This window comes from Celeribacter sp. SCSIO 80788 (assembly GCF_051054295.1).
Classification (GTDB): domain Bacteria; phylum Pseudomonadota; class Alphaproteobacteria; order Rhodobacterales; family Rhodobacteraceae; genus Celeribacter.
This window is the reverse complement of the sequence record NZ_CP150482.1, coordinates 3,504,308-3,529,832: the sequence shown is the minus strand read 5'-3', so window position 1 is coordinate 3,529,832 and position 25,525 is coordinate 3,504,308. Positions and strand designations below refer to the sequence as shown.

General features: G+C 62.0%; 25 protein-coding genes. 15 read left to right on the top strand and 10 right to left on the bottom strand.

From position 1 onward, the window contains the following. Positions 1-33 precede the first annotated feature (33 nt). On the top strand, positions 34-1,545 hold the full coding sequence (locus tag V1471_RS17730) for a YifB family Mg chelatase-like AAA ATPase (RefSeq protein ID WP_434290505.1): 1,512 nt from the start codon (positions 34-36) through the stop codon (positions 1,543-1,545). On the opposite strand, the gene V1471_RS17725 is transcribed toward V1471_RS17730, so the two are convergent. The 4 genes from V1471_RS17725 to rsmI all read right to left on the bottom strand — a co-directional run bounded on the left by V1471_RS17725 (position 1,515) and on the right by rsmI (position 4,732). Beyond that, positions 1,515-2,411 carry an alpha/beta hydrolase gene (locus tag V1471_RS17725; RefSeq protein ID WP_434290503.1) on the bottom strand — a complete coding sequence of 299 codons (897 nt, stop codon included), beginning with the start codon at positions 2,409-2,411 and terminating at the stop codon, positions 1,515-1,517. The two genes, V1471_RS17730 and V1471_RS17725, sit on opposite strands and share 31 nt — an antisense overlap. Positions 2,412-2,418: 7 nt before the next feature. Beyond that, positions 2,419-3,354 (bottom strand): glutathione synthase, encoded by a 936-nt coding sequence (gene gshB / locus V1471_RS17720; RefSeq protein WP_434290972.1) that lies wholly within the window; start codon positions 3,352-3,354, stop codon positions 2,419-2,421. 124 nt (positions 3,355-3,478) lie between these two features. Continuing rightward, positions 3,479-3,868, bottom strand: a complete 390-nt coding sequence (locus V1471_RS17715; RefSeq protein ID WP_434290501.1) for a YraN family protein — start codon at positions 3,866-3,868, stop codon at positions 3,479-3,481. A 6-nt stretch (positions 3,869-3,874) separates the two neighbouring features. Beyond that, complete coding sequence (gene rsmI, locus V1471_RS17710) at positions 3,875-4,732, bottom strand: 16S rRNA (cytidine(1402)-2'-O)-methyltransferase (protein ID WP_434290500.1); 858 nt, start codon at positions 4,730-4,732, stop codon at positions 3,875-3,877. 118 nt (positions 4,733-4,850) lie between these two features. Here rsmI and V1471_RS17705 point away from each other — a divergent pair, with 118 nt between their 5' ends. Genes V1471_RS17705 through murJ form a run of 3 tightly spaced genes read left to right on the top strand, consistent with a single transcriptional unit; the run spans position 4,851 to position 10,349 of the window. Beyond that, on the top strand, positions 4,851-6,029 hold the full coding sequence (locus V1471_RS17705) for a penicillin-binding protein activator (protein WP_434290498.1): 1,179 nt from the start codon (positions 4,851-4,853) through the stop codon (positions 6,027-6,029). Next, the gene (locus tag V1471_RS17700) at positions 5,989-8,811 is read left to right on the top strand and encodes a [protein-PII] uridylyltransferase (protein WP_434290496.1); all 2,823 of its coding nucleotides are present in this window, start codon (positions 5,989-5,991) and stop codon (positions 8,809-8,811) included. Before V1471_RS17705 ends, V1471_RS17700 begins: the two co-directional genes overlap by 41 nt. Then, a complete protein-coding gene (gene murJ, locus V1471_RS17695; protein ID WP_434290494.1) occupies positions 8,808-10,349 on the top strand; it encodes a murein biosynthesis integral membrane protein MurJ in 1,542 nt (513 codons plus the stop codon). Before V1471_RS17700 ends, murJ begins: the two co-directional genes overlap by 4 nt. A 5-nt stretch (positions 10,350-10,354) precedes the next feature. Here the strand turns inward: murJ and V1471_RS17690 are convergent, their stop codons facing one another. Further along, positions 10,355-11,053: a rhomboid family intramembrane serine protease gene (locus V1471_RS17690; RefSeq protein ID WP_434290493.1), complete on the bottom strand. Its 699-nt coding sequence runs from the start codon at positions 11,051-11,053 to the stop codon at positions 10,355-10,357. Between the two features lie 78 nt (positions 11,054-11,131). Between V1471_RS17690 and trpS the strand changes: the two genes are divergently transcribed. Further along, the gene (gene trpS, locus V1471_RS17685) at positions 11,132-12,148 is read left to right on the top strand and encodes a tryptophan--tRNA ligase (protein WP_434290491.1); all 1,017 of its coding nucleotides are present in this window, start codon (positions 11,132-11,134) and stop codon (positions 12,146-12,148) included. A 120-nt stretch (positions 12,149-12,268) separates the two neighbouring features. On the opposite strand, the gene V1471_RS17680 is transcribed toward trpS, so the two are convergent. After that, complete coding sequence (locus V1471_RS17680; protein ID WP_434290490.1) at positions 12,269-12,853, bottom strand: L,D-transpeptidase; 585 nt, start codon at positions 12,851-12,853, stop codon at positions 12,269-12,271. A 416-nt stretch (positions 12,854-13,269) separates the two neighbouring features. Between V1471_RS17680 and V1471_RS17675 the strand changes: the two genes are divergently transcribed. The 10 genes from V1471_RS17675 to V1471_RS17630 all read left to right on the top strand — a co-directional run bounded on the left by V1471_RS17675 (position 13,270) and on the right by V1471_RS17630 (position 21,969). Further along, a complete protein-coding gene (locus tag V1471_RS17675) occupies positions 13,270-13,725 on the top strand; it encodes a universal stress protein (RefSeq protein WP_434290488.1) in 456 nt (151 codons plus the stop codon). Beyond that, positions 13,725-14,189: a DUF2267 domain-containing protein gene (locus tag V1471_RS17670; protein ID WP_434290487.1), complete on the top strand. Its 465-nt coding sequence runs from the start codon at positions 13,725-13,727 to the stop codon at positions 14,187-14,189. The genes V1471_RS17675 and V1471_RS17670 overlap by 1 nt, the downstream gene beginning before the upstream one ends. A gap of 83 nt (positions 14,190-14,272) precedes the next feature. Continuing rightward, positions 14,273-14,836: a NifU family protein gene (locus tag V1471_RS17665; RefSeq protein ID WP_434290486.1), complete on the top strand. Its 564-nt coding sequence runs from the start codon at positions 14,273-14,275 to the stop codon at positions 14,834-14,836. Positions 14,837-14,846: 10 nt separating this feature from the next. Beyond that, on the top strand, positions 14,847-15,278 hold the full coding sequence (locus V1471_RS17660; RefSeq protein ID WP_434290485.1) for a GNAT family N-acetyltransferase: 432 nt from the start codon (positions 14,847-14,849) through the stop codon (positions 15,276-15,278). Between the two features lie 222 nt (positions 15,279-15,500). Then, a complete protein-coding gene (locus V1471_RS17655; protein ID WP_434290483.1) occupies positions 15,501-16,505 on the top strand; it encodes a BMP family lipoprotein in 1,005 nt (334 codons plus the stop codon). 7 nt (positions 16,506-16,512) lie between these two features. Continuing rightward, positions 16,513-18,129: an ABC transporter ATP-binding protein gene (locus tag V1471_RS17650; protein ID WP_434290482.1), complete on the top strand. Its 1,617-nt coding sequence runs from the start codon at positions 16,513-16,515 to the stop codon at positions 18,127-18,129. Continuing rightward, positions 18,126-19,223: an ABC transporter permease gene (locus V1471_RS17645; protein ID WP_434290480.1), complete on the top strand. Its 1,098-nt coding sequence runs from the start codon at positions 18,126-18,128 to the stop codon at positions 19,221-19,223. The genes V1471_RS17650 and V1471_RS17645 overlap by 4 nt, the downstream gene beginning before the upstream one ends. 1 nt (position 19,224) lies before the next feature. Then, positions 19,225-20,187, top strand: a complete 963-nt coding sequence (locus tag V1471_RS17640) for an ABC transporter permease (RefSeq protein ID WP_434290479.1) — start codon at positions 19,225-19,227, stop codon at positions 20,185-20,187. A gap of 130 nt (positions 20,188-20,317) precedes the next feature. Further along, the gene (locus V1471_RS17635) at positions 20,318-21,226 is read left to right on the top strand and encodes a sulfite exporter TauE/SafE family protein (RefSeq protein ID WP_066710955.1); all 909 of its coding nucleotides are present in this window, start codon (positions 20,318-20,320) and stop codon (positions 21,224-21,226) included. Next, positions 21,226-21,969 (top strand): TIGR02186 family protein, encoded by a 744-nt coding sequence (locus V1471_RS17630; RefSeq protein WP_434290477.1) that lies wholly within the window; start codon positions 21,226-21,228, stop codon positions 21,967-21,969. Before V1471_RS17635 ends, V1471_RS17630 begins: the two co-directional genes overlap by 1 nt. Before the next feature lie 17 nt (positions 21,970-21,986). Here V1471_RS17630 and V1471_RS17625 read toward each other — a convergent pair whose 3' ends face one another. From V1471_RS17625 to V1471_RS17610, 4 genes are all read right to left on the bottom strand, one after another. Continuing rightward, positions 21,987-23,543 (bottom strand): ATP-dependent DNA helicase, encoded by a 1,557-nt coding sequence (locus tag V1471_RS17625; RefSeq protein WP_434290476.1) that lies wholly within the window; start codon positions 23,541-23,543, stop codon positions 21,987-21,989. A gap of 56 nt (positions 23,544-23,599) precedes the next feature. Continuing rightward, positions 23,600-24,238, bottom strand: coding sequence for an acyl-homoserine-lactone synthase (locus V1471_RS17620; protein ID WP_434290475.1), 639 nt, complete (start codon positions 24,236-24,238; stop codon positions 23,600-23,602). Between the two features lie 160 nt (positions 24,239-24,398). Then, on the bottom strand, positions 24,399-25,112 hold the full coding sequence (locus V1471_RS17615) for a helix-turn-helix transcriptional regulator (RefSeq protein ID WP_434290473.1): 714 nt from the start codon (positions 25,110-25,112) through the stop codon (positions 24,399-24,401). Continuing rightward, positions 25,066-25,275 (bottom strand): hypothetical protein, encoded by a 210-nt coding sequence (locus V1471_RS17610; protein WP_434290471.1) that lies wholly within the window; start codon positions 25,273-25,275, stop codon positions 25,066-25,068. Before V1471_RS17610 ends, V1471_RS17615 begins: the two co-directional genes overlap by 47 nt. Between the last annotated feature and the right edge of the window lie 250 nt (positions 25,276-25,525).

The following is a 25,525-nucleotide window of genomic DNA, read 5'->3' as shown; positions in this document are numbered from 1 at the left end:
CGGGTTAACATGTGTTAACGGGAGTGACAGGCCATGGTTGCACGGACCTTCTCCGTCGCCTTCGAAGGCGTCGAAGCGCGTCGCATCGAAGTGCAATGCGCCATCGCGCCGGGCCTGCCGAGCTTCACCATCGTCGGCCTGCCCGACAAGGCCGTCAGCGAGGCGCGCGAACGCGTCCGGGCGGCACTGGCGTCGATGCAAATCGCCCTGCCTTCGAAAAAGCTGATCATCAACCTCTCGCCTGCAGACCTGCCCAAGATCGGCTCGCATTTCGACTTACCCATCGCTATCGCCATCCTTGCCGCCACAGGCCTGATCCCCGAAGAGAAAGCCGCCGAAACCTTATCTCTGGGCGAATTGGCGCTCGACGGATCGCTGGTTGCGGTGACGGGGGCGCTGCCTGCGGCGTTGAAAGCGGCGGAGCTGAACTGCGTGCTGGCCTGCCCGGAGGCTTGCGGCGCAGAGGCCGCATGGGTCGGGGCCACACCGGTTTACGGGGCGAAAACGCTGGCGCATCTGCTGCGGCATTTCTCCGGCGACCGACCGCTTCACGAGGCCCATCCCGGCGAGATCACGCTCCCCACGCACGCCCGCGATCTGCGCGATGTGAAAGGGCAGGAAAAGGCCAAACGTGCGTTGGAGATCGCCGCCGCCGGGGGGCATCATATGTTCATGGTCGGCACGCCCGGCTCCGGCAAATCCATGTTGGCGGCGCGCCTGCCCACGATCCTTCCGCCGCTTTCGGCGCAGGAGGCTTTGGAAACCTCGATCATCCATTCGCTCGCGGGGCTTCTCGACGAAGGCGGGATTTCCCGCGCGCGGCCCTTTCGCGAGCCGCATCACACCGCCTCCATGGCCGCCATCGTCGGTGGCGGGCGCGGCGCGCAACCCGGTGAGATTTCTCTGGCGCATAATGGCGTTCTCTTCCTCGATGAGCTGCCTGAATTTCCTCGCCCCGTGCTCGAAACCCTGCGCCAGCCGATCGAGAGCGGCGAAGTCATGGTGGCGCGCGCCAATGCGCATATGCGCTACCCGGCGCGGTTTATGTTGGTGGCGGCGGCGAACCCCTGCAAATGCGGCTACCTGCCCGATCCGGAACGTGCCTGCGCCAAGGTGCCGCTCTGTGGCGAGGACTATCTCGGGCGCATTTCCGGCCCGCTGATGGACCGGTTCGATCTGCGTCTCGATATGCCGCCGGTGCAGTTTCAGGACCTCGACCTGCCCCCCTCGGGCGACAGTTCCGCGGTGGTCGCCGCCCGCGTCGCCGAGGCCCGCGCGCTGCAATTGGAGCGCTATGAGGGCAGCGGGTTTCGCACCAATGCCCAGATCGAGGGGCGTTTGCTCGAAGAGGTTGCCACGCCGGATGCCGAGGGGCGGGAGATTTTGCAGAAAGCCGCCGAGAGGCTCGGGCTTTCGGCGCGGGGCTATCACAGGGTGCTGCGTGTGGCGCGCACCATCGCCGATCTGGCGGGCGAGTTCGACATCCGTCGCCCGCATCTGGCGGAGGCTTTGAGTTACCGGGTGGTGTCCGGCCTGCCGAACTGAGCCGCAACGAAATCGGCCACCCGGGCCAGCGCCGCATCGGCCTCGGGCAAGACGCCGTGAAACAACTGCCAGACATGCACCATGCCCGGCCAGCCCTCCAACGCGACCTCCGCCCCCTGTTCGGTCAGGTGCGCGGCCATGCGCCGGGCGTCGTCGGCGAGAATCTCGCTTTCGGAATACTGGATCAGAACCGGTGGGCAATTGGGGAAATCGGCATAAAGCGGCGAGGCTTTCGGATCGGTCTTGGCCGCCCCGCCGAGATACCAATCGCGCACCTCACCGATGCGGGAGGCTGGCAACATCGCCTCCGTCCTGGCGTTGGTGTTCAGGCTCTCGCCCGTAAGCGCCAGATCGGTCCAGGGCGACAGCGCCACGGCGGCATGGGGCGGCTTGCCCGCAAGGCAGAGCGCGGAGAGCAGCGACAGGCAGAGCCCGCCACCGGCGCTATCCCCCATCAGGAGCAGCGGCAGATCATCGGGCAGGGCCTCGGCCACCGCGAGGACATCGTCGAAAGCGGCGGGGAAAGGATGCTCCGGCGCCAGACGATAGTCCGGCAGAACCACCTCGACCTGCAACTGTGCCGCAAGATGCCGTGCCAAAGCGCGGTGGGTGCGGATCGAGCCCATGATATAGGCCCCGCCGTGAATATAGAGCAGGCGCGCGCGGGCCGGGGTCTGCGGCAGGATGCGCAGACAGGCGATCCCGCCGATCTCCTCGCGCCGATCCACCGGGCCCTTGGTCGGCCGAAACAGGCGCGACTGAAATTCGAACCGCCGACGCTGGTGCGGCACCGATTGGATGCGCGCCAGCTTCGGCTTTTCAAACAGCCGCAGGATCGTCGCGAGGGCTGTGGCCCGGCGGCTCATGCCCCGTTTAGCTCCGCTTGGCTTCGATCGCCTTCCAGATGATCTCCGCGGTGTTCGTGCCGTCGAAGCGTTCAAGTTCCTGAATGCCCGTCGGCGAGGTCACATTGATCTCGGTCAGGTAATCGCCGATGACGTCGATGCCGACGAAAACCTGTCCTTTTTCCTTCAAAAGCGGCCCGATCTTGGCGCAGATATCCAGATCGCGCGGCGTCAGGCCGATTTTCTCCGGACGCCCGCCGACATGCATGTTCGACCGCGTCTCCCCCGCCTGCGGCACCCGGTTGATCGCGCCAACAGGTTCGCCATCGACCAGGATCACGCGCTTGTCGCCATTCGACACATCGGGCAGGAATTTCTGCACGATCAAAGGTTCGCGCGACATGCCGGTAAACAGCTCGTGGAGCGAGGAGAGGTTGCGGTCGTTCGGATCGAGCCGGAACACGCCCGCACCGCCATTGCCATAGAGCGGCTTGAGGATGATGTCCCCATGTTTGGCCTTGAACGCGCGGATGGTCTTAAGATCGCGGGCAATCGCGGTCGGCGGCGTCAGATCGGGAAACCGCAGGACGAGCAGCTTTTCGGGATAGTTGCGCACCCAGAACGGGTCGTTCACCACCAGAGTGCCGGGGGTGATCAACTCCAGAAGGTGCGTCGTGGTGATATAGCCCATGTCGAAAGGCGGATCCTGACGCAGCCAGACCACATCGTAATCCGAAAGATCGACCTCGGTCATCTCGCCAAGCGTATAGTGATTTCCCACCTCGCGGCGCACCTCGACCGGCCAGCCGCGCGCGGTGACGCGGCCCTCTTGGAAGGCGAGATGATCGGGCGTGTAATAGAAAAGCTCATGCCCGCGCTTTTGCGCCTCTTCCATGATGCGGAAGGTGCTGTCGGCATTGATGTTGATCGGACCAATCGGGTCCATCTGGATCGCCACTTTCAAGGGCGCAGGTGTTGTCGGCAAGGGCGTATCTCCTCTGGTTGTCTCTTAGATGGACCAGCCCGGTCTCGCATTCAATGAGAATGTCCTGTGCACAGGATCACATGCACCCCTCGGATCAGCGCAATCACATCAGCGCGTTCTCAAGTACCTCGACCTCGCCCGCCCCGTTGACAAGCGCCACGTCGATCCGCATCGGCGTCAGAAGGCCGCTCGGGAGCCGACCGATGTAATCCTCGGCACTCGCGCAAAGCTTGGCGATTTGCCGCGCGCCAAGCGCCGCCCCGGCCCGCGCATGGGTTTTCGAGGCCTTCACCTCGACAAAGACGATCTCTGCGGCTTCCCATTTGCCATGACGAAAGATCAGGTCGATCTCTCCCCCCGCGCCCCGCCAGCGGCGTTCCAAAATCTCATAGCCCCGCTCGGCATAGTGGCGCGCCACGATATCCTCCGCCGAGAGGCCCCGATGATAGGCCTGCTCCCCACGGGTGCGTCGTGGCGTATCACCTCCGGTCATCCGATCTCACTTCCCGCTCATTTCAAGCGCCATCTGATACACGTCGCGCTTTTTCAGCCCGTGTTTCGCCGCCACCTCATGCGCCGCATCCTTGACGGACAGGCGCCCCAAGGCCTCGCTCAGATCGGCCTCAAGATCGGCTTCTGACACCTCCTCGGCCTCCGCGCGCCCAACCAGCAACACGATCTCGCCCTTCACAGGCGCATCGCGCAGGCTTTCTTCCAGTTCCCGAAGCGTCCCCTTACGCACCTCTTCGAATTTTTTCGTCAGCTCCCGACACATCGCCGCCGGGCGATTTTCGCCGAGCGTGTCGCACAACTCGCCAAGCGTGCGGTGAATGCGCTTTGGGCTTTCATAGAACCCGAGCGTCGCGAGCACGGGCGCGAATGAGGCAAAGAATTTCAGCCGCGCACCTTGTGAAGACGGCGGAAACCCCGCGAAGAGAAACCGATCCGAGGGCAGGCCCGAGATGGTCAGCGCCGCGATCATCGCCGAAGGCCCCGGTGCGGAGGTGACGGGAATGCCGCGCGCCAGCGCCTCGCGACAGAGCGCAAACCCCGGATCGGCCACCAGAGGCGTGCCTGCCTCAGACGCATAGGCCACGGATTTCCCTTGTTCTATCAAAGAGATAATTCCCGGCCGCGCCTGCGCGCCATTGTGGTCGTGATAGGCGATGACATGACGCCCATTCAAAGGCACGCCGTGAATTTCCATCAATTTGCGCAGGCTCCGCGTGTCCTCGGCGGCCAGAACATCGGCGGAGGCCAGAAGATCGAGCGCCCTGAGCGTGATGTCGCGCGCGTTGCCGATCGGGGTGGCGAGGAAATAAAGGCCGGCGGGAAGCTGCTTGGCGTGATAAATCAATGGTCTCTCGGGTCTTTTGCGGCGTTTACTCTTGGGAACGTGTCGCATAGTCTGCCCGCTAAATCGCGTGGCCCTCGGTGTCGCGTTCTTGTTTGCCGTCAGGAGTGAGGTTTCCCCCATGTTCGCCGTTCTGCGCGCCGCCCGCAAGTCGCTCGCCAAATTCGCGCTAGGCCTGTCCCTTCTGGGCCTTGTCGCCTGTGATCCGGGTGCCCTCCCGGTCGGCGGCGGTCCGACGATCAACACAACGAAACCGGTGCCGGTCGCCCTTCTCGTCCCCTACGAATCATCGAGCGCCGGAGATATCGCGCTGGCCACCTCGCTCGAGAATGCCGCACGTCTCGCCATGGCCGATCTCGACGGCGTGAGCATCGATCTGCGCGTCTACCCGACCGGCGGTCAGGCCGAACGCGCCGCCTCCGCAACGTCTCAGGCGATTGCCGACGGGGCCAAGATCATCCTCGGCCCGGTCTACGGCGGCTCCGCCAAACTCGCGGGCCTCACCGCCGCCAATGCCGGGATCAACGTTCTGTCCTTCTCGAACAACCCCGAGATCGCCGGTGGCAACGTCTTTATTCTCGGCCCGACCTTCGACAACACCGCCACCCGGCTGGTGTCCTACGCCCGCGCCAATGGCAAGGGCCGCATCATGGTCGTGAACGGCAACAGCGCCGCGGAAAACGCGGGCGCGAGCGCGATCAAATCCGCGATCTCGCGTCAGGGCGCGACGCTCGCCGCTGAGCAGAGCTTCGAGATGAGCCAGCAAGGCGTCGTGCAAGCGATCCAGCCGATTGCCTCCAAGGCCCGAAGCTCCAATGCGGACGCGATTTTCTTCACCTCCGGCAATGACGGCGCCATGCCGCTTCTGGCGCAGATGCTGCCGGAAAACGGCATTAGATCGCCCAATCCGCAGTATATCGGCCTGCAACGCTGGAACGTTCCGGCCTCGGCCCTGAGCCTGCCGGGTCTGCAAGACAGCTGGTTCGCCATCCCCGATCAGCAACTCACCGCGAATTTCTCCGGCCACTACAGCGCCACCTACGGTCAGGCGCCGCATGCGCTGGCCGGTCTCGCTTATGACGGCATCGCCGCCATCGGGGCGCTGGTGAAATCCGGCGACCAGAACGCGCTGACCGTGCAGGGGCTGACCCGTAACTCCGGCTTTGTCGGCGTCAACGGCATCTTCCGCCTGCGCACCAACGGCACCAACGAACGCGGTCTCTCCATCGCGACCATCCAAAACAATCAGGTAATCGAGATTGACCCTGCACCAAGAGCCTTCGGTGGCGCCGGGTTCTGAGACCCCGGCGCTCGCCAGTTTCCTTCCGACCCCACCGGGCACGCTGATCTGTGCCGAGGACGCGGTTTTCAATGTGACCGAGGTGGCCGCAGCGCTTGAGGCCTGTTGGCAAGACGCTGCGGATGCCGCTGCCCTGCGCAAGGCCACGGTCAAGGTGCTTCATGACGCGCAGGAACGCGGCCGCGCCGCCATCGCCAGCGCCATGACCGAGGCTCCGCGCAACGCCCGCCCGGCACTGCGCGCCTATGCATGGCTCACCGATTGTCTCGTGACCTCGGTGCTCTTTACCGCGATGACCCGGCTGCACCCGAACCCGAACCCGTCGGAGGGCGAACGCATCGCCGTTCTGGCCGTCGGCGGTTACGGGCGCGGGGAAATGTCGCCCTATTCCGACGTCGATCTGTTGTTCCTCGCGCCGCACAAGATCACCGGCTGGATCGAGAGCGTGGTGGAGAGCATGCTCTACATGTTCTGGGATCTGCATCTCAAGGTCGGCCATTCCACCCGCACGATCCGCGACTGCATCCGGCTCGGGCGTGAGGATTTCACCATCCGTACCGCCATGCTGGAACTGCGCTTTCTGGCGGGCAACCGCAAGCTCGCGACACAGTTGCATCAGCAATTACGCGACGAGCTGTTCCGCAATACCGCGCGCGAGTTCATCGAAGCCAAGCTCGAGGAACGCGCCTCGCGGCACCGCAAACAGGGCGGTCAGCGCTATGTGGTGGAGCCGAACATCAAGGAAGGTAAAGGCGGGCTTCGCGATCTGCACACGCTGTTCTGGATCGCGAAATACGTCCATGGCGTGCGCAATGCCGCCGATCTGGTGAAGGCCGGTGTTTTCACCCCGGAGGAATATCGCCAGTTCGAGGAGGCTGAGACCTTCCTGCACGCAGCGCGCAATGCGCTTCATATCATTGCCGGACGTCCGATGGATCAACTGACCTTCGACATGCAGGTCGAAGTCGCCGACAGGCTGGGCTATATCGACCACTCGGGCCGTCCCGCCGTCGAGCACTTCATGCAGGATTACTTCCGCCACGCCACCCGCGTGGGCGAATTGACCCGGATTTTCCTGACCTCGCTGGAGGCCCAGCACGTCAAACAGGAACCGGCGCTGCAACGCCTGTTCAAACGCCGCCGCAAGATCGGCGATCAATACGAGCTGGTGCACAACCGGCTCAACGTCCGTGACCGTCAGGCGTTTCTCTCCGACAAGCTCAACCTCTTGCGGGTCTTCGAAGAGGCGCTGCGCACCGGCTATCTGTTGCACCCCGACGTGATGCGACTGATCTCGGCCAATCTCGGCATGATCGACAACGACATGCGCACCGATCCAGAGGCGCAGCGGATTTTCATCGACCTCTTGTTGAAACACGGCAACCCGGAGCGCTCGCTGCGCCGGATGAACGAGCTGGGTGCCCTGGGCGCGTTCATCCCGGAGTTTCAGCACATCGTCGCGATGATGCAGTTCAACATGTATCACAGCTACACGGTGGACGAGCACACGATCCAGGTGATTTCCAACCTTGCGGAAATCGAACGCGGCGAATTGGAAGAGGCGCTGCCGCTCGCCACCCGCATTCTGAAATCCGGGGTCAATCGCCGGGTGCTTTATATTGCCATGCTGCTGCATGACATCGGCAAGGGACGCAACGAGGACCACTCCGTGATCGGGGCCCAGATCGCGCGCAAGGTCGCGCCGCGTCTGGGATTGAAGCCCGCCGAATGCGAGACCGTCGAATGGCTGGTGCGCTATCATCTTTTGATGTCCGACATCGCCCAGAAACGCGACATTGCCGATCCGCGCACGGTGCGCGATTTCGCCAAGGCGGTAAAAACCCGCGAACGGCTCGATCTTTTGACGGTGCTGACCGTCTGCGACATTCGCGGCGTCGGCCCCGGTGTCTGGAACAACTGGAAAGCCACGCTGATCCGCAATCTGCATGCGCAGACGGCCTATGCCCTCGAACACGGGCTTGAGGAAATCAACCGCGATGCGCGCGAAGGCGAGGCCAAGAAAGAGCTGCGCTCGCGCCTCACCGACTGGAGCGCCGCCGACAAGCGCACGGAGCTTCAGCGCCATTACAGCACCTACTGGCAGGGCCTGCCCTTTGCCGCCCATGAGATTTTCGCGGGGCTGTTGCGCGACATTCAGCCCGACGAAATTCGCATCGACGTGCATCAGGACGAAGACCGCGATGCCACCCGTGCCTGTTTCGCGCTCTCCGACCACCACGGGATTTTCTCCCGTCTCGCAGGCGCTCTTGCCCTTGTCGGTGCCAACGTCGTGGATGCCCGCACCTATACCTCGAAGGACGGCTATGCGACCGCCGTGTTCTGGATTCAGGACAAAGACGGCAACCCTTATGAGAATGCCCGCCTGCCGCGCCTGCGCCAGATGATCGAGAAAACGCTCCGTGGCGAGGTTCTGGCCAAGGACGCGCTCAAATCCCGCGACAAGATCAAGAAACGCGAAAGCAAATTCGACGTGCCGACCTCGATTTCCTTCGATAACGAGGGATCGGAGATTTTCACGATCATCGAGGTGGACACCCGCGACCGGCCGGGGCTTTTGTACGATCTGACACGGGTTCTGGCGGAAAATGCCATTTCCATCGTCACCGCCCAGATCGCCACCTACGGCGCGCAGGTGGTCGATGTGTTCTATGTGAAGGATATGTTCGGGATGAAACTCCATGCCGAATCCAAACGCAAATCTCTTGAGAAGAAACTGCGCGAGGCCATCGTGACCGGCGCGAAACAGGCTCATTCCGAATGAAACCGATCCGCCTCGTCCGGGGCTTTGTGACCGTCGGCGGCTGGACCCTGATGAGCCGCGTGCTCGGTTTCGTGCGCGATGCGCTGATCGCGGCATTTTTCGGCGCGGGGCCTGTGGCCGAGGCTTTTGCCGTGGCTTTCTCCCTGCCCAACACCTTCCGCCGCTTCTTTGCCGAAGGCACGCTGAACGTCGCGTTCGTTCCGATGTTCTCCAAGAAAGTCGAAGCCGGTGAGGATGCCAAACGCTTTGCGGAGGACACCCTTTCCGTTCTCGCCACCGCCTTGATCGCGCTCACGCTGATCGCCACCCTCATCATGCCGGTACTGGTGACCATCATGGCCGCCGGGCTGATCGGCGACCAGCGCTTTGATCTGGCCGTCGATTACGGTCGCATCGCCTTTCCCTATGTGCTGTTCATCTCCATCGGAGCCTTGTTCTCCGGCATTCTGAACGCCACCGGGAGGTTCGCCGCCGCCGCCGCCGCCCCGGTGCTTCTGAACGTCATTCTGTCCGTCGCCATGGTCGGTGCAGCAAAACTCGGCCTGCCTGTAGACCGTGCGCTGATCTGGTCCGTTCCTCTCGCCGGGGCAGCCCAGCTTGCCGTCGTCTGGATTGCCGCGTCGAAAGCCGGGTTCAATCTGCGCCCGCATCTGCCGCGGCTGACGCCAGAGATGAAAGAGCTTTTGATTCTTGCAGGCCCCGCGGCACTTGCCGGAGGCGTCGTTCACATCAATCTGCTGATCGGCCGTCAGGTCGCCTCGTTTTCCCAGGAAGGGTCCCTGCAATATCTCAACCTCGCCGACCGGCTTTATCAATTGCCCTTGGGCGTGGTCGCCATCGCCATCGGCATCGTGCTGTTGCCCGATCTCTCCCGCCGCTTGCAGGCCGGAGATCACGAGGGCGCGCGCCATGCTTACAACCGGGCCTTCGAATTCGCGCTTTTGCTGACAGTCCCCGCCGCCGTTGCCCTGGTCGTCATTCCTGAACCGCTGATTTCCTTCCTGTTCCAGCGCGGCGCCTTCACCCCGGAAGATACCCACAAAACCGCTCTGGCGGTGATGATCTATGGCCTTGGCCTACCGGCCTTCGTCATGCAGAAGGTACTGCAACCGCTGTATTTCGCCCGCGAGGACACACGCAGCCCCTTCCGCTTCGCGCTCTACGCCATGGTGATCAACGCCGTCGTCGCCATCGGCCTGTCTTTCGTCATCGGCTATCTCGCCGCCGCCGTTGCCACCACGCTGGCCGCCTGGGGCATGGTCGCGCTTTTGTGGTTCGGCAAAAAATCCATGGGCAACGAGGTCCATGCCGACGCCCGGCTGATCCGCCGCGCACCGCGCATTCTGCTCGCCTCCCTGCTGATGGGGCTGCTCCTATGGGGCAGTGAGATCGGTCTCTCGCCCGTGTTCGAGCTTTCGCGTGGCTTGGGCACGCTCCTGCTCGTCGTCATCGGGATCGTCGGCTATTTCACCATCGCGCATCTGATCGGCGCGGTTCGGTTCGTCGAGTTGAAAGGCTCGGTGCGGCGCGGCGGCTGATCCGCTCAGCGCTGGCGCAGCCGTGCCATGATCCGTCCGAACGCCCCCGGCACCAGAAGCGCCGCAACTGCAAAACCCGCTGCGAACCCCGCCAGATCCGCGACCCAATCCGGGGAGCCGCCAAACAGCAAGCCGAACACGAGCTGAATGCCCATCAGAAACCCGATGAGCGTGAACGCCCGCACCCGGTTCTGTTGCATCGCCCCGAGCCCCAGCCAGAGGATAAACGTATAGGCCCCGATAAACCCGTAGGCCGCCGGGTAGGCACCGACGAGTTGCACATTGGTGGTCAGGATCAGCCCATAGGCCAGCGATCCCGCGAGCGCCGAGATCACGAAAATCAGCAGCACGGCAAAATTGCCGAAGGTCTCGCCGACCATCTTGCCCAGCGCCAGAATGAACACGATCACCATCAGCGCATGAAGCATCGAGTAATGCACGAACGCATAGGTGAAAAACCGCATCACATGCTCGAGCGGCCAAGTGCCCTGCGCCCGCATCGCTTCGAAGATCGAGTCGAAAAAACCGTAGTCCTCGATCGCGGCAATGCGCCAGCCGATCGCATCCGGCCCGCCGATCAGCCCGAACGATCCGATCTGGAACACAAGTTCGATCCCGCCCAACACCAGCGCAATGGCGATCACCATCGGCGGCAGATTGTTAAACGGCGTTTCCGGGCTGGAATATTCGGGATCATCGGACATTGAACGGGCCTTTCCTTGACGCTCTCGTCCCGCATAGGTAAGCCACGATCACCTATTAATCCAGTGACGGAGTTCCAGATGGACAAGCCTGCCTTCACCCCCCGCGTGTTTTCGGGGATCAAGCCTTCGGGCGGGCTCACCCTCGGCAATTATCTCGGCGCGATCAAACGCTTCGTGGATATGCAGGGCGGTGAGTTCGAAACCATCTATTGCGTGGCGGATATGCACGCGATCACCGTCTGGCAAGATCCCGAAGAACTGCGTCAGGCAACCCGTGAAGTGACCGCGGGCTTTCTCGCCGCCGGGATCGACCCCGAACGCTCCATCCTGTTCAACCAGTCCCGCGTTTCGGCCCATGCCGAACTGGGTTGGCTGTTCAACTGTGTCGCGCGGGTCGGCTGGATGAACCGCATGACGCAATTCAAGGACAAGGCGGGCAAGAATGCCGAGAACGTCTCTCTCGGTCTTTACGCCTACCCGTCCCTGATGGCCGCCGACATTCTCCTGTATCACGCGACCCACGTCCCCGTGGGCGAGGATCAAAAACAGCACGTCGAGCTGACCCGCGACATCGCCCAGAAATTCAATCACGATTACAAGGTCGAGTTCTTCCCGGAATGCGCCCCCGTGATCGAAGGCCCGGCGATGCGCGTGATGAACCTGCGCGACGGCACGAAGAAAATGTCCAAATCCGGTGAGAGCGACATGGAACGCGTCAACATGACCGATGACGCGGACACCATCGCCAAAAAGTTCAAAAAGGCCAAAACCGATCCCGAGCCGCTGCCCGAGGAGATGGAAGGTCTGGCGAACCGTCCCGAGGCGCGCAACCTCGTCAACATCTACGCAGGTCTCGCCAATATGACCGGCGAAGAGGTTCTCGCGGTCTATGGCGGTCAGGGCTGGGGGACGTTCAAACCCGCGCTCGCCGAGCTGGCCGTCGAGAAACTCGCGCCAATCTCCACCGAGATGGCCCGCCTGATGAACGACCCCGCCGAGATCGACCGCATCCTCGCCAAAGGCGCGGAAAAGGCCAAGGCGATTGCCGACCCGATCCTCGACAAGACCTTCGACATTATGGGGTTCGTTCGCTGACGCTTACGAGATACCCGGTGCCGCTGGCAACATGGGCTTCGTGCGCTGACAGCCACCATCGACAAAACAAAGGGCGCCCGAATGTGGCGCCCTTTTTTGTCTTCATTGCAGTCCAAATACTCAGATCAGCTTAACCTGCGTGCCCACGGCCACCCGGTCGTACAAATCGACGATCTGTTCGTTGTAAAGCCCGATGCACCCATCCGAAGACCGCCGCCCGATCTTGCGCGTGTCATGGGTGCCGTGAATACGGTAATACTGCCACGACAGGTACAGCGCCCGCACGCCAAGCGGGTTCGCCGGTCCCGCTGGCACCGTCACAGGCAGGCTCGGATCGCGTTCGCGCATCGAGGGCGTCGGCGTCCATGTCGGGTTTTTCACTTTGTTGATCACGGAGGTATACCCACGCCGCGTCAAGTCGGTCGAGATCGGCACAGAGGTTGGATAGAGTTTATAATCTCCCTCCGGGCTCCAGAAATGCAGCGCGCGGCTCACCGTATCGGCGACGATCGCGCCTTTGCCCAAGGCCTCGAAATGGTCGCGCCAGTCGATGGTGCGAAAGCTCGAAATGTTATTGCGGGCATTCTCCGGAGTCTTCAGCTCGTCCGGCAGGGTCAGGCCGACTTCCTCGGCAAATCCTGCGCGGGCGAGAAAGGGCGTGCTCAGGGCTGCGGCAAGAAAATTGCGGCGCTTCATGATGATCATGACATCGTCCTCGTGCGTTGTCGATTGTTGTCGAATTGCCCCGAATGAACCCCATCCGGCATGTTCACTACAAATCACGAAGCGGTTAGCTCGCTCCACAACGTCGCAATCGCGACGACAATGTCACATTAGGGATTCAATCTTCCCGTAATGATCAAAGACGAAGCATCAGAATCAGGCCCGTCCCCGCCCGAAGCGCTTGCCCTTACGCGCCCGATGCTTCTGAGCTGATCGTTTTCCCCGACGGATCAGGGCCCATAGACCCCCGGCTTCGCGCCGGGGGTTTCTCTGATTGTATCAAGCGTCTGACCCCGCCGCGACACGCACTCCGCTTGCGTCCGGCGTCCCGCTCGGTCATCATCGCCGTAAACCGGCACACCTGTGTCGGGACAGAAGAATTCAGGACCGAGGCCAGAATGCGCAAATTTCTCGTCATCCTCGATGACAGCCGTGAATGTCTCAACGCCATGCGCTTTGCCGCCATGCGCGCCGCCCATACCGGCGCCGGGGTCACCATCCTGTCGATCATCCCGCCCGAGGAGTTCAACCACTGGATCGGAGTCGCCGATCTGATGCGCGAAGAGACCCGTGACCGCATCGTCGCCCATTACGAGGTCTTCGCCAAATGGATGCGGGATCGTCAGGGCATCGACCCCGAACTGGTGATCCGCGAGGGCGAGGCCGTGCATGAAATCCTTGCGCAAATCAAGGAAGACCCCTCGATCGGGGTGCTGGTTCTGGGCGCCGGGACGGAAAAATCCGGCCCCGGACCGCTGGTGACCGCCATGTCGAAACAGGCCGGGTTCCTGCCGATCCCGATGACGCTTGTGCCCGGAGAGATGTCGAAAGAACGGCTGGAGGCCGTCACCTGATGCCGATGCCCTGGAGTTATCGCCATTCGGAGAAGGAGTTCAAATCCTTCCTGAAAGACGCCAAGGACCGCATGGGTCATGTCATGGAGAGCGACAACATGACCTACACCGCCGTCGATGGCGTGTTGCAATGTTTTCGCCGTCGCCTGACCCCGCCGCAAGTCATCGCCTTTGGCGACGTCATCCCCTCGTCGCTCCGTGCCATGCTGGTCTACAACTGGCGTGTCGATGCGGTCCCCCTGCCTTTCGGCTCGCGGTCCGAGCTGATCCGCGAGGCTCAGGCGGTGCGCAAGGAGCACAACATAACGCCGCTCAACGTGATCGACGCCACCGCCTATGCGCTTTGGCGTCATTGCAACCACCGCGATCTGAAACGTGTCCTCGAATTGATCGGCCCCGATGCGGTGGCCTTTTGGGCCGTGCGCGGCATTCCAGAGACAGAGCTTGAACAGCAGATCATCTGACGCTATAGTTTAGAACCGTTCTAAATATTGACTTTCGGCGCTGAAAAGCGCATATCCGACCTGATCACTAAGGAATACGCGCCATGTTCATCCAGACCGAATCCACGCCGAACCCCGCCACGCTGAAATTCCTGCCCGGCCAGACCGTTCTGGAAACCGGCACCGCGGATTTCACCACGGCCGAGGCCGCGAATGCCTCGCCGCTCGCCACGCGCATCTTCAAGGTCGGCAATGTCACCGGCGTGTTCTTCGGTTCCGATTTCGTCACCGTCACGAAAGACGAAGCCACCGATTGGGACCACGTCAAACCGGCGATCCTCGGCGCGATCATGGAGCATTTCCAATCCGGCGACCCGGTGATGGAAGGCGAGAACACCGCCCCCGCCGGTCACGCCGATCATGACGGCCCAGACAGCGACATCGTCCAGCAGATCAAGGAACTTCTGGACACCCGCGTGCGTCCGGCCGTGGCGCAGGACGGCGGCGACATCACCTTCCACGGCTTCGATCGCGGCATCGTCTATCTGCACATGCAAGGTGCCTGCGCCGGCTGTCCGTCCTCGACGCTCACGTTGAAAATGGGCATCGAAAACCTGCTGCGCCATTACATCCCCGAAGTGCTCGAAGTGCGCCCGGTCGCGGCCTGAGATCGACCGCGTGTCCGATCTGACGCCGGAGGATCTGGCCGCGCTGCATGCGGCCTGTTTCACCACACCACGCCCATGGTCCGCGAAGGAATTCGCGGACCTTCTTGCGTCGCCCACCGTGTTTCTGGTGACCGGCGAGGGCCCCTCCTTCGCCCTTGGGCGCGCCGTGGCGGGCGAAGCCGAGCTTCTCACCCTCGCCGTCGCCCCAGAAGCGCGAGGTCGCCGCCTCGGACGGCTTGCCTTGCAGGGCTACGAGGCCGAGGCTCGCATGCGCGGCGCTGAGGATGCCTTTCTCGAGGTCGCCACCGACAACCCCGTCGCGATTTCGCTCTATCTCTCGGAAGGCTATTGCGAATCCGGGCGGCGCAAGGGCTATTACGTCACCCCCGAGGGGGCGAAAATCGACGCTCTGGTGTTCACAAAGCGCATAAAACAGACGTAACCCAACGTCACACTGTGCGCGGACCCGCAATCCTCCCCGGAACTGCGACCGATTGGTCAAATATGGTAAAATGTGTATTGACCCCCGGGCAGGGACACGCCCTAATCCGGGCCAAGGCGCGCGTGTTGCGCGCTTACACGGGGCGTAACGTGACCCGCGCCGGAGAGGCCTCCGGGCGTGGCATGGGGCGCCCCCAATACAAGTACCTAACGGGAGATTACCATGACCCTGATGAAAAGCTTTCTCGGCGCGGCTGCCACTCTGGCACTCACCTCCGGTGCCGCTCTGGCCGAACCTGCGATCATCTTCGACCTCGGTGGCAAGTTCGACAAATCCTTCAACGAAAGCTCCTACAACGGGGCCGAGCGCTGGAAAGCCGAAACCGGCAGCTCCTATCGTGACGTCGAGCTGCAATCCGACGCCCAGCGGGAACAGGCGCTGCGCCGCTTCGCCGAAAACGGTTTCAACCCGATCGTGATGGCCGGTTTCTCCTTCGCCACCGCACTGGAAACCGTGGCCGCCGACTTCCCGGACACCAAATTCGCCATCATCGACATGGTCGTGGACGCGCCGAACGTGCGTTCCATCGTGTTCAACGAACATGAAGGCTCCTACATCGTCGGCATCGCCGCCGCCTATGCCGCGAAAGGCGACACCGTCTCCTTCGTCGGCGGCATGGACATCCCGCTGATCTCCAAATTCGCCTGCGGCTATGCTCAGGGCTTCAAATCCGTGAAACCCGAAGGCAAGGTCATCGTCAACATGACCGGCACCAAGCCCGAAGCCTGGAACGACCCGGTGAAGGGCGGCGAACTGACCCGCGCACAAAAAGCGGCGGGCTCCGAAGTGGTCTTCGCGGCCGCGGGCGGCACCGGTCTCGGCGTGCTGCAAACCGCTGCCGACGAGGGCATGCTCGCCATCGGCGTCGACAGCAACCAGAACTACCTGCAACCGGGCCACGTGCTGACGTCCATGGTCAAACGCGTCGACAACGCGGTCTATGATGCCTTCATGCAGGGCGAAGATCTCGAAACCGGCATCTATGTGATGGGCCTCGCCAATGATGGCGTCGGCGCCGCCATTGACGAATATAACGAAGCCCTGATCACCCCGGAAATGAAAGCCGCGATGGACGACGCCACCGCAAAAATCATCTCCGGCGAGGTCGTGGTGCATGACTACATGTCCGACGAAACCTGCCCGGCCTTCGACAAACCGGGTGAGTAAGTCTCACATGAGCGTTCAGAACGAGGCGGGGCGGCAGGAGACTGTCGCCCCCACCGCATCCGCCACCGCCCCCTCTGTCCCTGCGATCGAGCTGCGCGGCATTTCCAAAGCGTTCGGCCCGGTACAGGCCAACAAGGACATCGCGATCTCGGTGGCCAAGGGCTCGATCCATGGCATCATCGGCGAGAACGGCGCGGGCAAATCCACGCTGATGTCGATCCTTTACGGGTTCTACAAGGCCGACAGCGGCCAGATCCTGATCAACGGCCAAGAGGTCCAGATCGCCGACAGCCAGGCCGCCATCGCCGCCGGCATCGGTATGGTCTTTCAACATTTCAAACTGGTGGAAAACTTCACCGTTCTGGAAAACGTGATCCTCGGCGCCGAAGACGGCGGACTGTTGAAGCCCTCGCTCGCAAAAGCCCGTAAGCTTTTGCAACAACTCTCTGACGAATATGAATTGTCCGTCGATCCCGACGCCTTGATCGAAGACCTCTCCGTGGGCCACCAGCAGCGGGTCGAGATTCTCAAGGCGCTCTATCGGCAGGCAGACATCCTGATCCTCGACGAGCCGACCGGCGTGCTGACCCCTGCCGAGGCCGATCACCTCTTCCGTATCCTCGAAGGGCTCAAGGAACAGGGCAAGACGATCATTCTGATCACCCATAAACTGCGCGAGATCATGGAAATCACCGACACGGTGTCCGTGATGCGCCGCGGCGAGATGACCGCCACCGTGAAAACCGCCGAGACTTCGCCCGAAGAACTCGCCGAGTTGATGGTCGGGCGCAAGGTCTTGCTGCATGTCGACAAGAAACCCGCCACCCCCGGTGCGCCGGTTGTGCAGATCGAGAACCTGCGCGTCATCGACGACCAGAAGGTCGAGCGCGTCAAAGGCGTGTCCTTCGAGGTGCGCGCCGGTGAAATTCTCGGCATCGCAGGCGTTGCAGGCAACGGCCAGACCGAGCTTCTGGAAGTTCTGGGCGGCTATATGAACGGCACCGGCAAGATTCTGATGAACGGTCAGGAGATCGACCTCTCCGGCAAGCATTCCAACGGCCAGACCCGGCGCGCACGCGGCATCGCCCATGTGCCGGAGGATCGCCATGACGAGGGGCTGATCCTCGAATTTCAGGCTTGGGAAAACATGGTGTTCGGCTATCACCACGCGCCGGAATATCAAAAGAACGCATTTCTGATGGACAACGCGGGCATCAAGGCGATGACCCAGACCAGCATGGACAAGTTCGACGTCCGCCCGCCGAACCCCAAGCTTGAGGCGAAATCTTTCTCCGGGGGGAACCAGCAGAAAATTGTGCTGGCCCGCGAGATCGAGCGCAACCCGGACCTGTTGCTGGTCGGTCAGCCGACCCGCGGGGTCGACATCGGCGCCATCGAATTCATTCACCAACAAATCGTGGCGCTGCGCGATCAGGGCAAGGCGATCCTGCTCGTTTCCGTGGAACTCGATGAAATCCTGTCGCTCTCCGACCGGATCATCGTCATGTTCGACGGCCAGATCATGGGCGAACGCATCCCCGCCGAAACCAACGAGGGCGAGCTTGGCCTGATGATGGCCGGGATCACCGACACCAAACACGAGACGGCGGGGGCAGACCAATGAGCAAAATGCCGAAATGGGCGGATGCCATCCTCATTCCGCTGATCTCCATTCTGATCGCCTTTTTCTTTTCCGGCGTGGTGATCTGGGCCATCGGCAAAGATCCGATCATGGCGATCAAAACCATGGTGCAGGGCGCTTTCGGCTCGACCCAGGGGATCGGCTACACGCTCTACTACGCCACCAACTTCATCTTCACCGGCCTTTCCGTGGCCGTCGCCTATCATGCCCGGCTGTTCAACATCGGTGGCGAGGGTCAGGCGACTTTGGGCGGGCTTGGCGTCACGCTCGTGTGCCTTTCGGTGCCGTGGCCGCACTGGTCGCTCGCCCTTCCCGCGGCGATGATCGGCGGGGCGCTCTTTGGCGCCGCATGGGCCTTTATCCCCGCTTGGCTTCAGGCCAAGCGCGGCAGCCATATCGTCATCACCACGATCATGTTCAACTACATCGGCGCAGCTCTCGTCGGCTATGTCATCCTGAACATCCTCAAGGTGCCCGGCTCCATGCTCACGGAGAGCGCGCGTTTTCCGACCGGCGCTCACCTGCCGACGTTCCATGAAATGCTTGCCCCCTTCGGCATCAATTTCAACAAGAACGCGCCCGCGAACATGTCCTTCCTTGTGGCCATTCTCGCCTCCGTCGCCTTCTATGTCCTGATCTGGCGCACCCGTCTCGGCTATGAGATCCGCGCCTATGGCCAGTCGGAATCGGCGGCGAAATATGCGGGGATCAATCCGTCGCGGATCGTGATCATTGCCATGCTGATCTCCGGCGCGCTGGCCGGTCTCATGGCGATCAACAACGTGATGGGCGAGGCCGAGCGCCTGATCGACAACGCGGTCGAAGGTGCGGGCTTCATCGGCATCGCGGTGGCGCTCATGGGGCGCAACCATCCGATCGGCATTTTCCTCGCCTCGATCCTGTTCGGCTTCCTCTATCAGGGCGGTGCGGAACTGGCGTTCTGGGAATCGATCCCGCGCGAGCTGGTCGTGGTGATCCAGGCGCTGGTGATCATGTTCACCGGCGCGCTCGACAACATGGTGCGGGTGCCGCTTGAAAAGCTGTTCCTCGCGTTCAGCAAAAAGAAGGAGGCGTAAGATGGACTATCTCACGATCATCCAGATCCTCGACAGCTCCGTGCGTCTCGCGACGCCCCTGCTTCTGACCTGTCTCGCCGGTCTCTTCTCCGAACGTGCGGGCGTGGTGGACATCGGGCTTGAGGGCAAGCTGCTCATCGCCGCCTTCCTCTCCGGTGCCGCTGCCGCCGTGTCCGGCTCGATCTGGATCGGGCTGCTGGCAGGGATCGCGGGCTCTCTCGCCTTCTCGATGATCCACGGGCTCGCTTCGATCACCTTCAAGGGCGATCAGCTCATTTCCGGCGTGGCGCTCAACTTTCTCGCCGCCGGTCTCACCGTCGTCGTCGGCCAGAGCTGGTTCCAACTCGGCGGACGCACGCCGTCGCTGAGCGGTGACGCGCGTTTCGCCTCCTGGAACCTGCCCTTCTCCGACGCCATGGCGAAAATCCCGGTGATCGGCCCGGCCTATGACGAGCTGATTTCCGGCCACACCGCGCTCACCTATCTGGCGCTTCTGGCGGTGCCGCTGTCCTGGTGGGTGCTCTATCGCTCCCGCTTCGGTCTGCGCCTGCGCGCCGTGGGCGAGAACCCCAGCGCCGTGGACACCGCCGGGATTTCCGTCGTGCGCCTGCGCTACGCGGCTCTGGTGATCGCCGGTGTGCTCTGCGGCCTCGCGGGCACCTATCTCGCCTCTCTGGCCGCGGGTTTCGTCAAGGACATGTCGGCGGGGCGTGGCTATATCGCACTCGCGGCCCTGATCTTTGCGAAATGGCGTCCGTGGTATGCGCTCTGGGCGACGCTGCTGTTCGGCCTTCTGGAGGCCATCGGCAACCGCTACCAATCCATCGCCTTGGGCGACATCGTCATCCCGGTACAGTTCATGCAGGCCCTGCCCTACATCCTGACCGTGATCATCCTTGCCGGGTTCGTGGGCAAGGCGATCCCGCCGCGCGCCAGCGGCCAATCCTATGTGAAGGAACGCTGAAACCCGGTTTCAGAGACTGCGAAAACGGGCCTCCGGGCCCGTTTTTTTACATCCATGCTGCGGCTCAGCATTTGACGACACAGGCAAATCATTGCATTGCTGAAAGAAAGCCGACGCGAAAGACCCGCATATGCAGATTTTCCTCCCCATCGCAGAAGTCTCGGTCAACGCCTTCACCCTTCTCGGGCTGGGCGGGATCGTTGGCGTTCTGTCGGGCATGTTCGGCGTCGGTGGCGGCTTTCTCATTACGCCCCTGTTGTTCTTCGTCGGTATTCCGCCCGCCGTGGCCGTCGCCACCTCCGCCAACCAGATCGTCGCCTCCTCCGTCTCCGGCGTGCTCGCACATTTCAAGCGCAAGACCGTGGACATCAAGATGGGCGTGGTTCTGCTGATCGGCGGCCTTGTCGGCTCCGCCATCGGCATCCAGATTTTCAACATGCTGAAGGCTTTGGGGCAGGTCGATCTGCTGGTGACGCTCTGTTACGTCGTCTTTCTCGGCATCATCGGCTTTCTCATGCTGATCGAGTCGATCCGGGCGATCAGACGCGCCAGAGGCCGCCCCGGCGGACGTCCCGCGCGCAAAAAACACCTCTGGGTCCACACCCTGCCCTTCAAGATGAAGTTTCGCGCCTCCGGGCTCTATATCTCCGCCATTCCGCCCATCGCCGTCGGCGTCATGGTCGGCATGCTCGGCGCGGTGATGGGGGTCGGCGGCGGCTTCATCATGGTGCCCGCGATGATCTACATCCTCGGCATGCCCACCAAGGTGGTGATCGGTACCTCGCTGTTTCAGATCATCTTCACCGCCGGGTTCACCACGCTGCTGCACGCCTACACCAACCATACGGTCGATGTGCTTCTGGCCTTCCTCCTGCTGGTCGGCGGCGTCATCGGGGCGCAGATCGGCACCCAGATCGGGCTGAAACTCAAAGCCGAACAGCTTCGCATCGCGCTCGCCCTTCTGGTGCTCGCCGTCTGTCTCAAGCTCGGGATCGACCTGTTGATCCCGCCCAAAGACCTCTATTCGCTGGGCTCGTGATGAAACGGATTTTCGCCCTCCTCCTCCTTTACCTCCTGCCCTTTGGCGCGCAGGCCGAACAGGTGGTCGCCGCCCTGTCGCAGACCCGCGTCGCGGTGAACGCCAATTTCGACGGCTCGGAAATTCTCGTCTTTGGCGCGGTCAAACGCGACAAACCGATCCCCGAGGACAGCCCTCTCGACGTGATCATCACCGTCGCCGGGCCGGAACAGGTGGAAACCATCCGCCGCAAGGATCGCCGGTTCGGCATCTGGATCAATGTCGAAGCCCAAGTCATCGGCCATACGCCGACCTTCTACACGGTCGCCTCCACCCGCCCCATCGCCGACATCCTGCCGCCGCTGACCGACAGCCTGTGGAAGATCACCGCAGACAAGCGCATCCTGCCTGCGCTGCGTGGCAACCCGGCACGCGAAGCCCTCATCGCGCTGCGGAAAAAGGACGACCTTTATCGTACCCGTGAAGGAGAGGTCACGCTGAGCGCCGACACGCTGTTCGACACCTCGATTGACCTGCCGTCCAACATCGTGGAGGGCAATTACACCACCCGGATATTCCTCGTGCGCGATGGCGAGGTGATCGACAGCTACGGCACCTCGATCAATGTCCAGAAGGTCGGGATCGAGCGCTGGCTCTACAACCTCGCCTATTCGCAGGCCCTGATCTACGGTCTCATGGCCCTGGCGATCGCCGCGCTTTCCGGCTGGGGCGCCTCCGAGCTGTTCCGCCTGATCCGGCGTTAAAGCGGCACGCCTTTAACTTATACGTCCTTGTCGAACCCCATGTCCGTCTGCGGCTCAAGCGTCAGAGGAGCCGCCGTTTTCGCGGTCAGATCGGCGATGGACAGTGGCCCCGAGGGTTTCGACAACATCGAGCGCGTCACCCAGAAAAGCCGCGTTTCCGCCCGCGTGATCGCCACGTAAGCCAGCCGTTTCCAAAGCGGGATCCCCGCCTCCGTCCGCCCCGCCCGCGCAGCCGCGTAAAGATCCGGCGCGAAGACCTGCACATTCTCCCACTGGCTGCCCTGCGCCTTGTGGATCGTCACCGCCGCGCCATGCAAAAACGCAGCCCCCATACGTGCCGCATAGGGGATGAACGGCTCTTCCTCATCCGGAAATTCGATTTTCACGATGGAAGCCGCGGAAATGTTCGGGTCCTCCGCCCCCATGACATGCAGCCGCGAAAAACCGGGTTTGCGCCCCGGTCCGAGATAGACCACCTGCGCGCCTTTGATCAGCCCCCGCGCCTCGAGATCGAGCCGCTTCTTGCGGTGCTTCATCGGCAATTCGATCCCGTCGCAGATCAGCGGCTCGCCGGGCAAAAGCGCATCCTCGGGCGCGTCGAACACTTTGCGAAACGCCTGGATCAACCGAATGCGCGTCGCATTGCGCCACACCAAGACGGGCGAGCGCGCCATCAGATCGCTTTCGACCCTTTGCGCATAGACCACCCGGTCGTCGCGCCGCGCGGCATCCTCGATCATGCGTTCGAATTGCTCGAAGCTCAACTGCGGATCGGCCAGCGCATGGGCCAGATCGAGGATCGGGCTGTCCGCCTCCTGCCGGTGAATGCGGTGAAGGATATGTTGTTTTTCCTCGGGCAGGTTCTCGAACACCATCTCGCCCGACTGGTTCACCGGCGCGAGCTGCGCCGGGTCGCCGAACAGCACCAGCGTCGGAAAGATTTCCTGCAAATCCTCGAACTGGCGTTTGTCGAGCATCGAGCTCTCGTCGATGAAACCGATGTCGAGCGGGTCTTCGCGGCGTTTCCAGCCGGTGATGAAATCCGACCCCCGAAGCCCCGCCGCCGCCAGCGCGCCAGGGATCGATTTGTTGTTCTGATAAAACGCATAGGCCCGGTCGAGCGCCGCGTCGGTCAGCCCTTCGATATTGAGCCCCTCGATATCCGGTCGGTTGCCATTGCCCGCCAGCCATTCCGCGATGGCCTCGTATTCCGGGTCATAAACCGGCGTGTAGAGAATGCGGTGAATCGTCGTCGCGGGCACGCCGCGCGAGCGCAGCACCGAAGCCGCCTTGTTGGTCGGAGCGAGAATGGCCAGAGTGCGCCGTTCCTTGCGCTTCTTGCCCTCCCAATCACCGGAAACGATCTCCACCCCTGCCGCCTCCAGTGCCTTGTACAGCTCTGACAGCAAAAGCGTCTTGCCCGACCCCGCCTTGCCGATCACCGCACAAAGCTGGTTCGTCACCGCGGCATGCGGCGTGATGATCCCGTCCTCGAGATCGACCCCCACGCGCGCGAGCATCGTGGTGATGGCATCAAAGGCTTCGGCCTGATCGGAGGAGAAGGTCAGCGTCATGCGGGGGACCATAAAGCTCCCCCGCATGCTGCGCCAGAGGCATCAGGCCAGAGAGGTCAGGCGATAGCGCGCCGATCCTCGACATAAGGATGATCGAAGGCTTCATGGAACCAGCGCTTCGAGGTGTCCCGGTCGATCCCGGCCTTTTCGAGCGTCGGCGCGAACATGTCCTCATGCATCTCCCAAAGCCCGACGCCCACGGCCTCGCGGCCCTCGCCCGAACGTCCGAGCACATCGGGTTTGAGCCCCATCAGGGAATAGATGCGCTCCATGCGCGGGTCGAACACGCCGACGAAATGCTTGAGATGGAATTCTTCCATGATCTCCCCCGCCCCGAGCGTCAGCGCGGCGGTCACCTGACGATCGGCTCCGGGGGCCAGACAGAAGCGGGTGCATTCCCAGATGAACGGGCTTTCGATCCGCACCCCGTCGGTCAGGAACAGGAAGTGATCGTTCACCATCGTGTCCCCCGTCGTCGGCAGAAACCGCATCGAACCGCCATGGGTGCCATCGGCTTTCTGCCAGATCACATAGAGCGGATTGATCGCGTCATACTCGTCGCGTTCCTCCCCCGCCGCATTGACATGCACGTCCCATCCGAGACGGCGTTTGAACTGGTCGGCGCGGTCCCGGAACATGGTGTCGCGCAGCAGTGGGAAATGGCAAAGGTCTTGTCCGTAAATATAGCGCAGCATTGGGGTGTTACTCCTGTGTCCGTCAACTCAACTGGACGCTAGCGTCCAAGAGTTAACCTTATCCTAGCCGCAGCGTACGCAGCCCCTGCGCAACGCCGCAGGACAGATTTCGGAGCATTTTTTAGGCAGAAAATCCCTACAACCCTACATCAACCGACACTCAGACGATGATCAACCCCAAGGAGAGCGCCCGGGCCACCGCGTGTGTCGTGTTCATCGCCCCCAGCTTGTGCCGTGCCGATTCGATATAGACCCTGAGCGTGTGCTCGGAGATTCCCATCTCCGCCGCTGCCTGCCCTCGGCTAAAGCCCTTGGCGATCAGCGTGATGGCCGCGGTTTCGCGGGGCGACAGGGCCGGACCGCTCTGGACATCCCCCGGAGCCTCAAAGGACAGCGCTTTTTTGTTGAACTCATGTGCCACGATCATCAAGTCGCGCTCATAGCGCGCGATGAACCGTTCCCAGTGATCGTCGGTGGCGTTGTGGTTCAGGGTCAGCAGGGCAAACTGACCGTTCGGCCCGCGCAAAGGAATTGTATAGCCCTGATTGCCGACCCCGTGATCCAGCGCATCGCGGAAAAAAGCCTTTGCTGCCTTGGACGACCAGTCGAGTTGCTTCCAGTTGACAGGCGTGAAACGCTGAAAACAACCGAACAGCACCGGGTCCATGCGCAGATAATCTTTTTCGAGATAACGATCGACCCAGTCCGAAGAATATGTGCCGGCGCCAAAGCGTTCGCCGACGCTGTTTACCCAATGATAAACAACATGGATGATGTTCAGGAAATCGCGCAACCCGACGGTTGCTTCCTGAAACTCTTCAAACGTGTCAACTTGCTGAATAACATCCAGAAAGTCTTGTAACTCCGTCGCCATGCACCCCCGCCTGTTCCGACAACACGGCCTGATCCTTGTTCGACAGTTCAGCGGCCACAACAAGACAGGTATCCGCAAGCTGTTCCGCGCTCGCCTTCAGCCCGTTTTGGTCCGCGAATGTCCGCAGATCGGTGAGTACATCAAGAATCCAATCGTTGCGCATGTAAACCCTCTTTCGGCGTTCGCGTGGGTGCGTTTTCAACTTTAGGCATCGAATTTGCATTTTGATATTCGCGGATTCACCCTCCCCAAAAATGGCGAGACCCGCTCAGCTAACAGAATGAATTAAAATATTTCGTTAATTCTCACAGGCTTGCAACGTGTGTTATCGACAATTTTAGGAGTCGCGATGGCGCTTTCCGTCTGCGGGCCGAGATCAACCCAAAGTTGCGCATTTTCAACAGTCAAAAAAT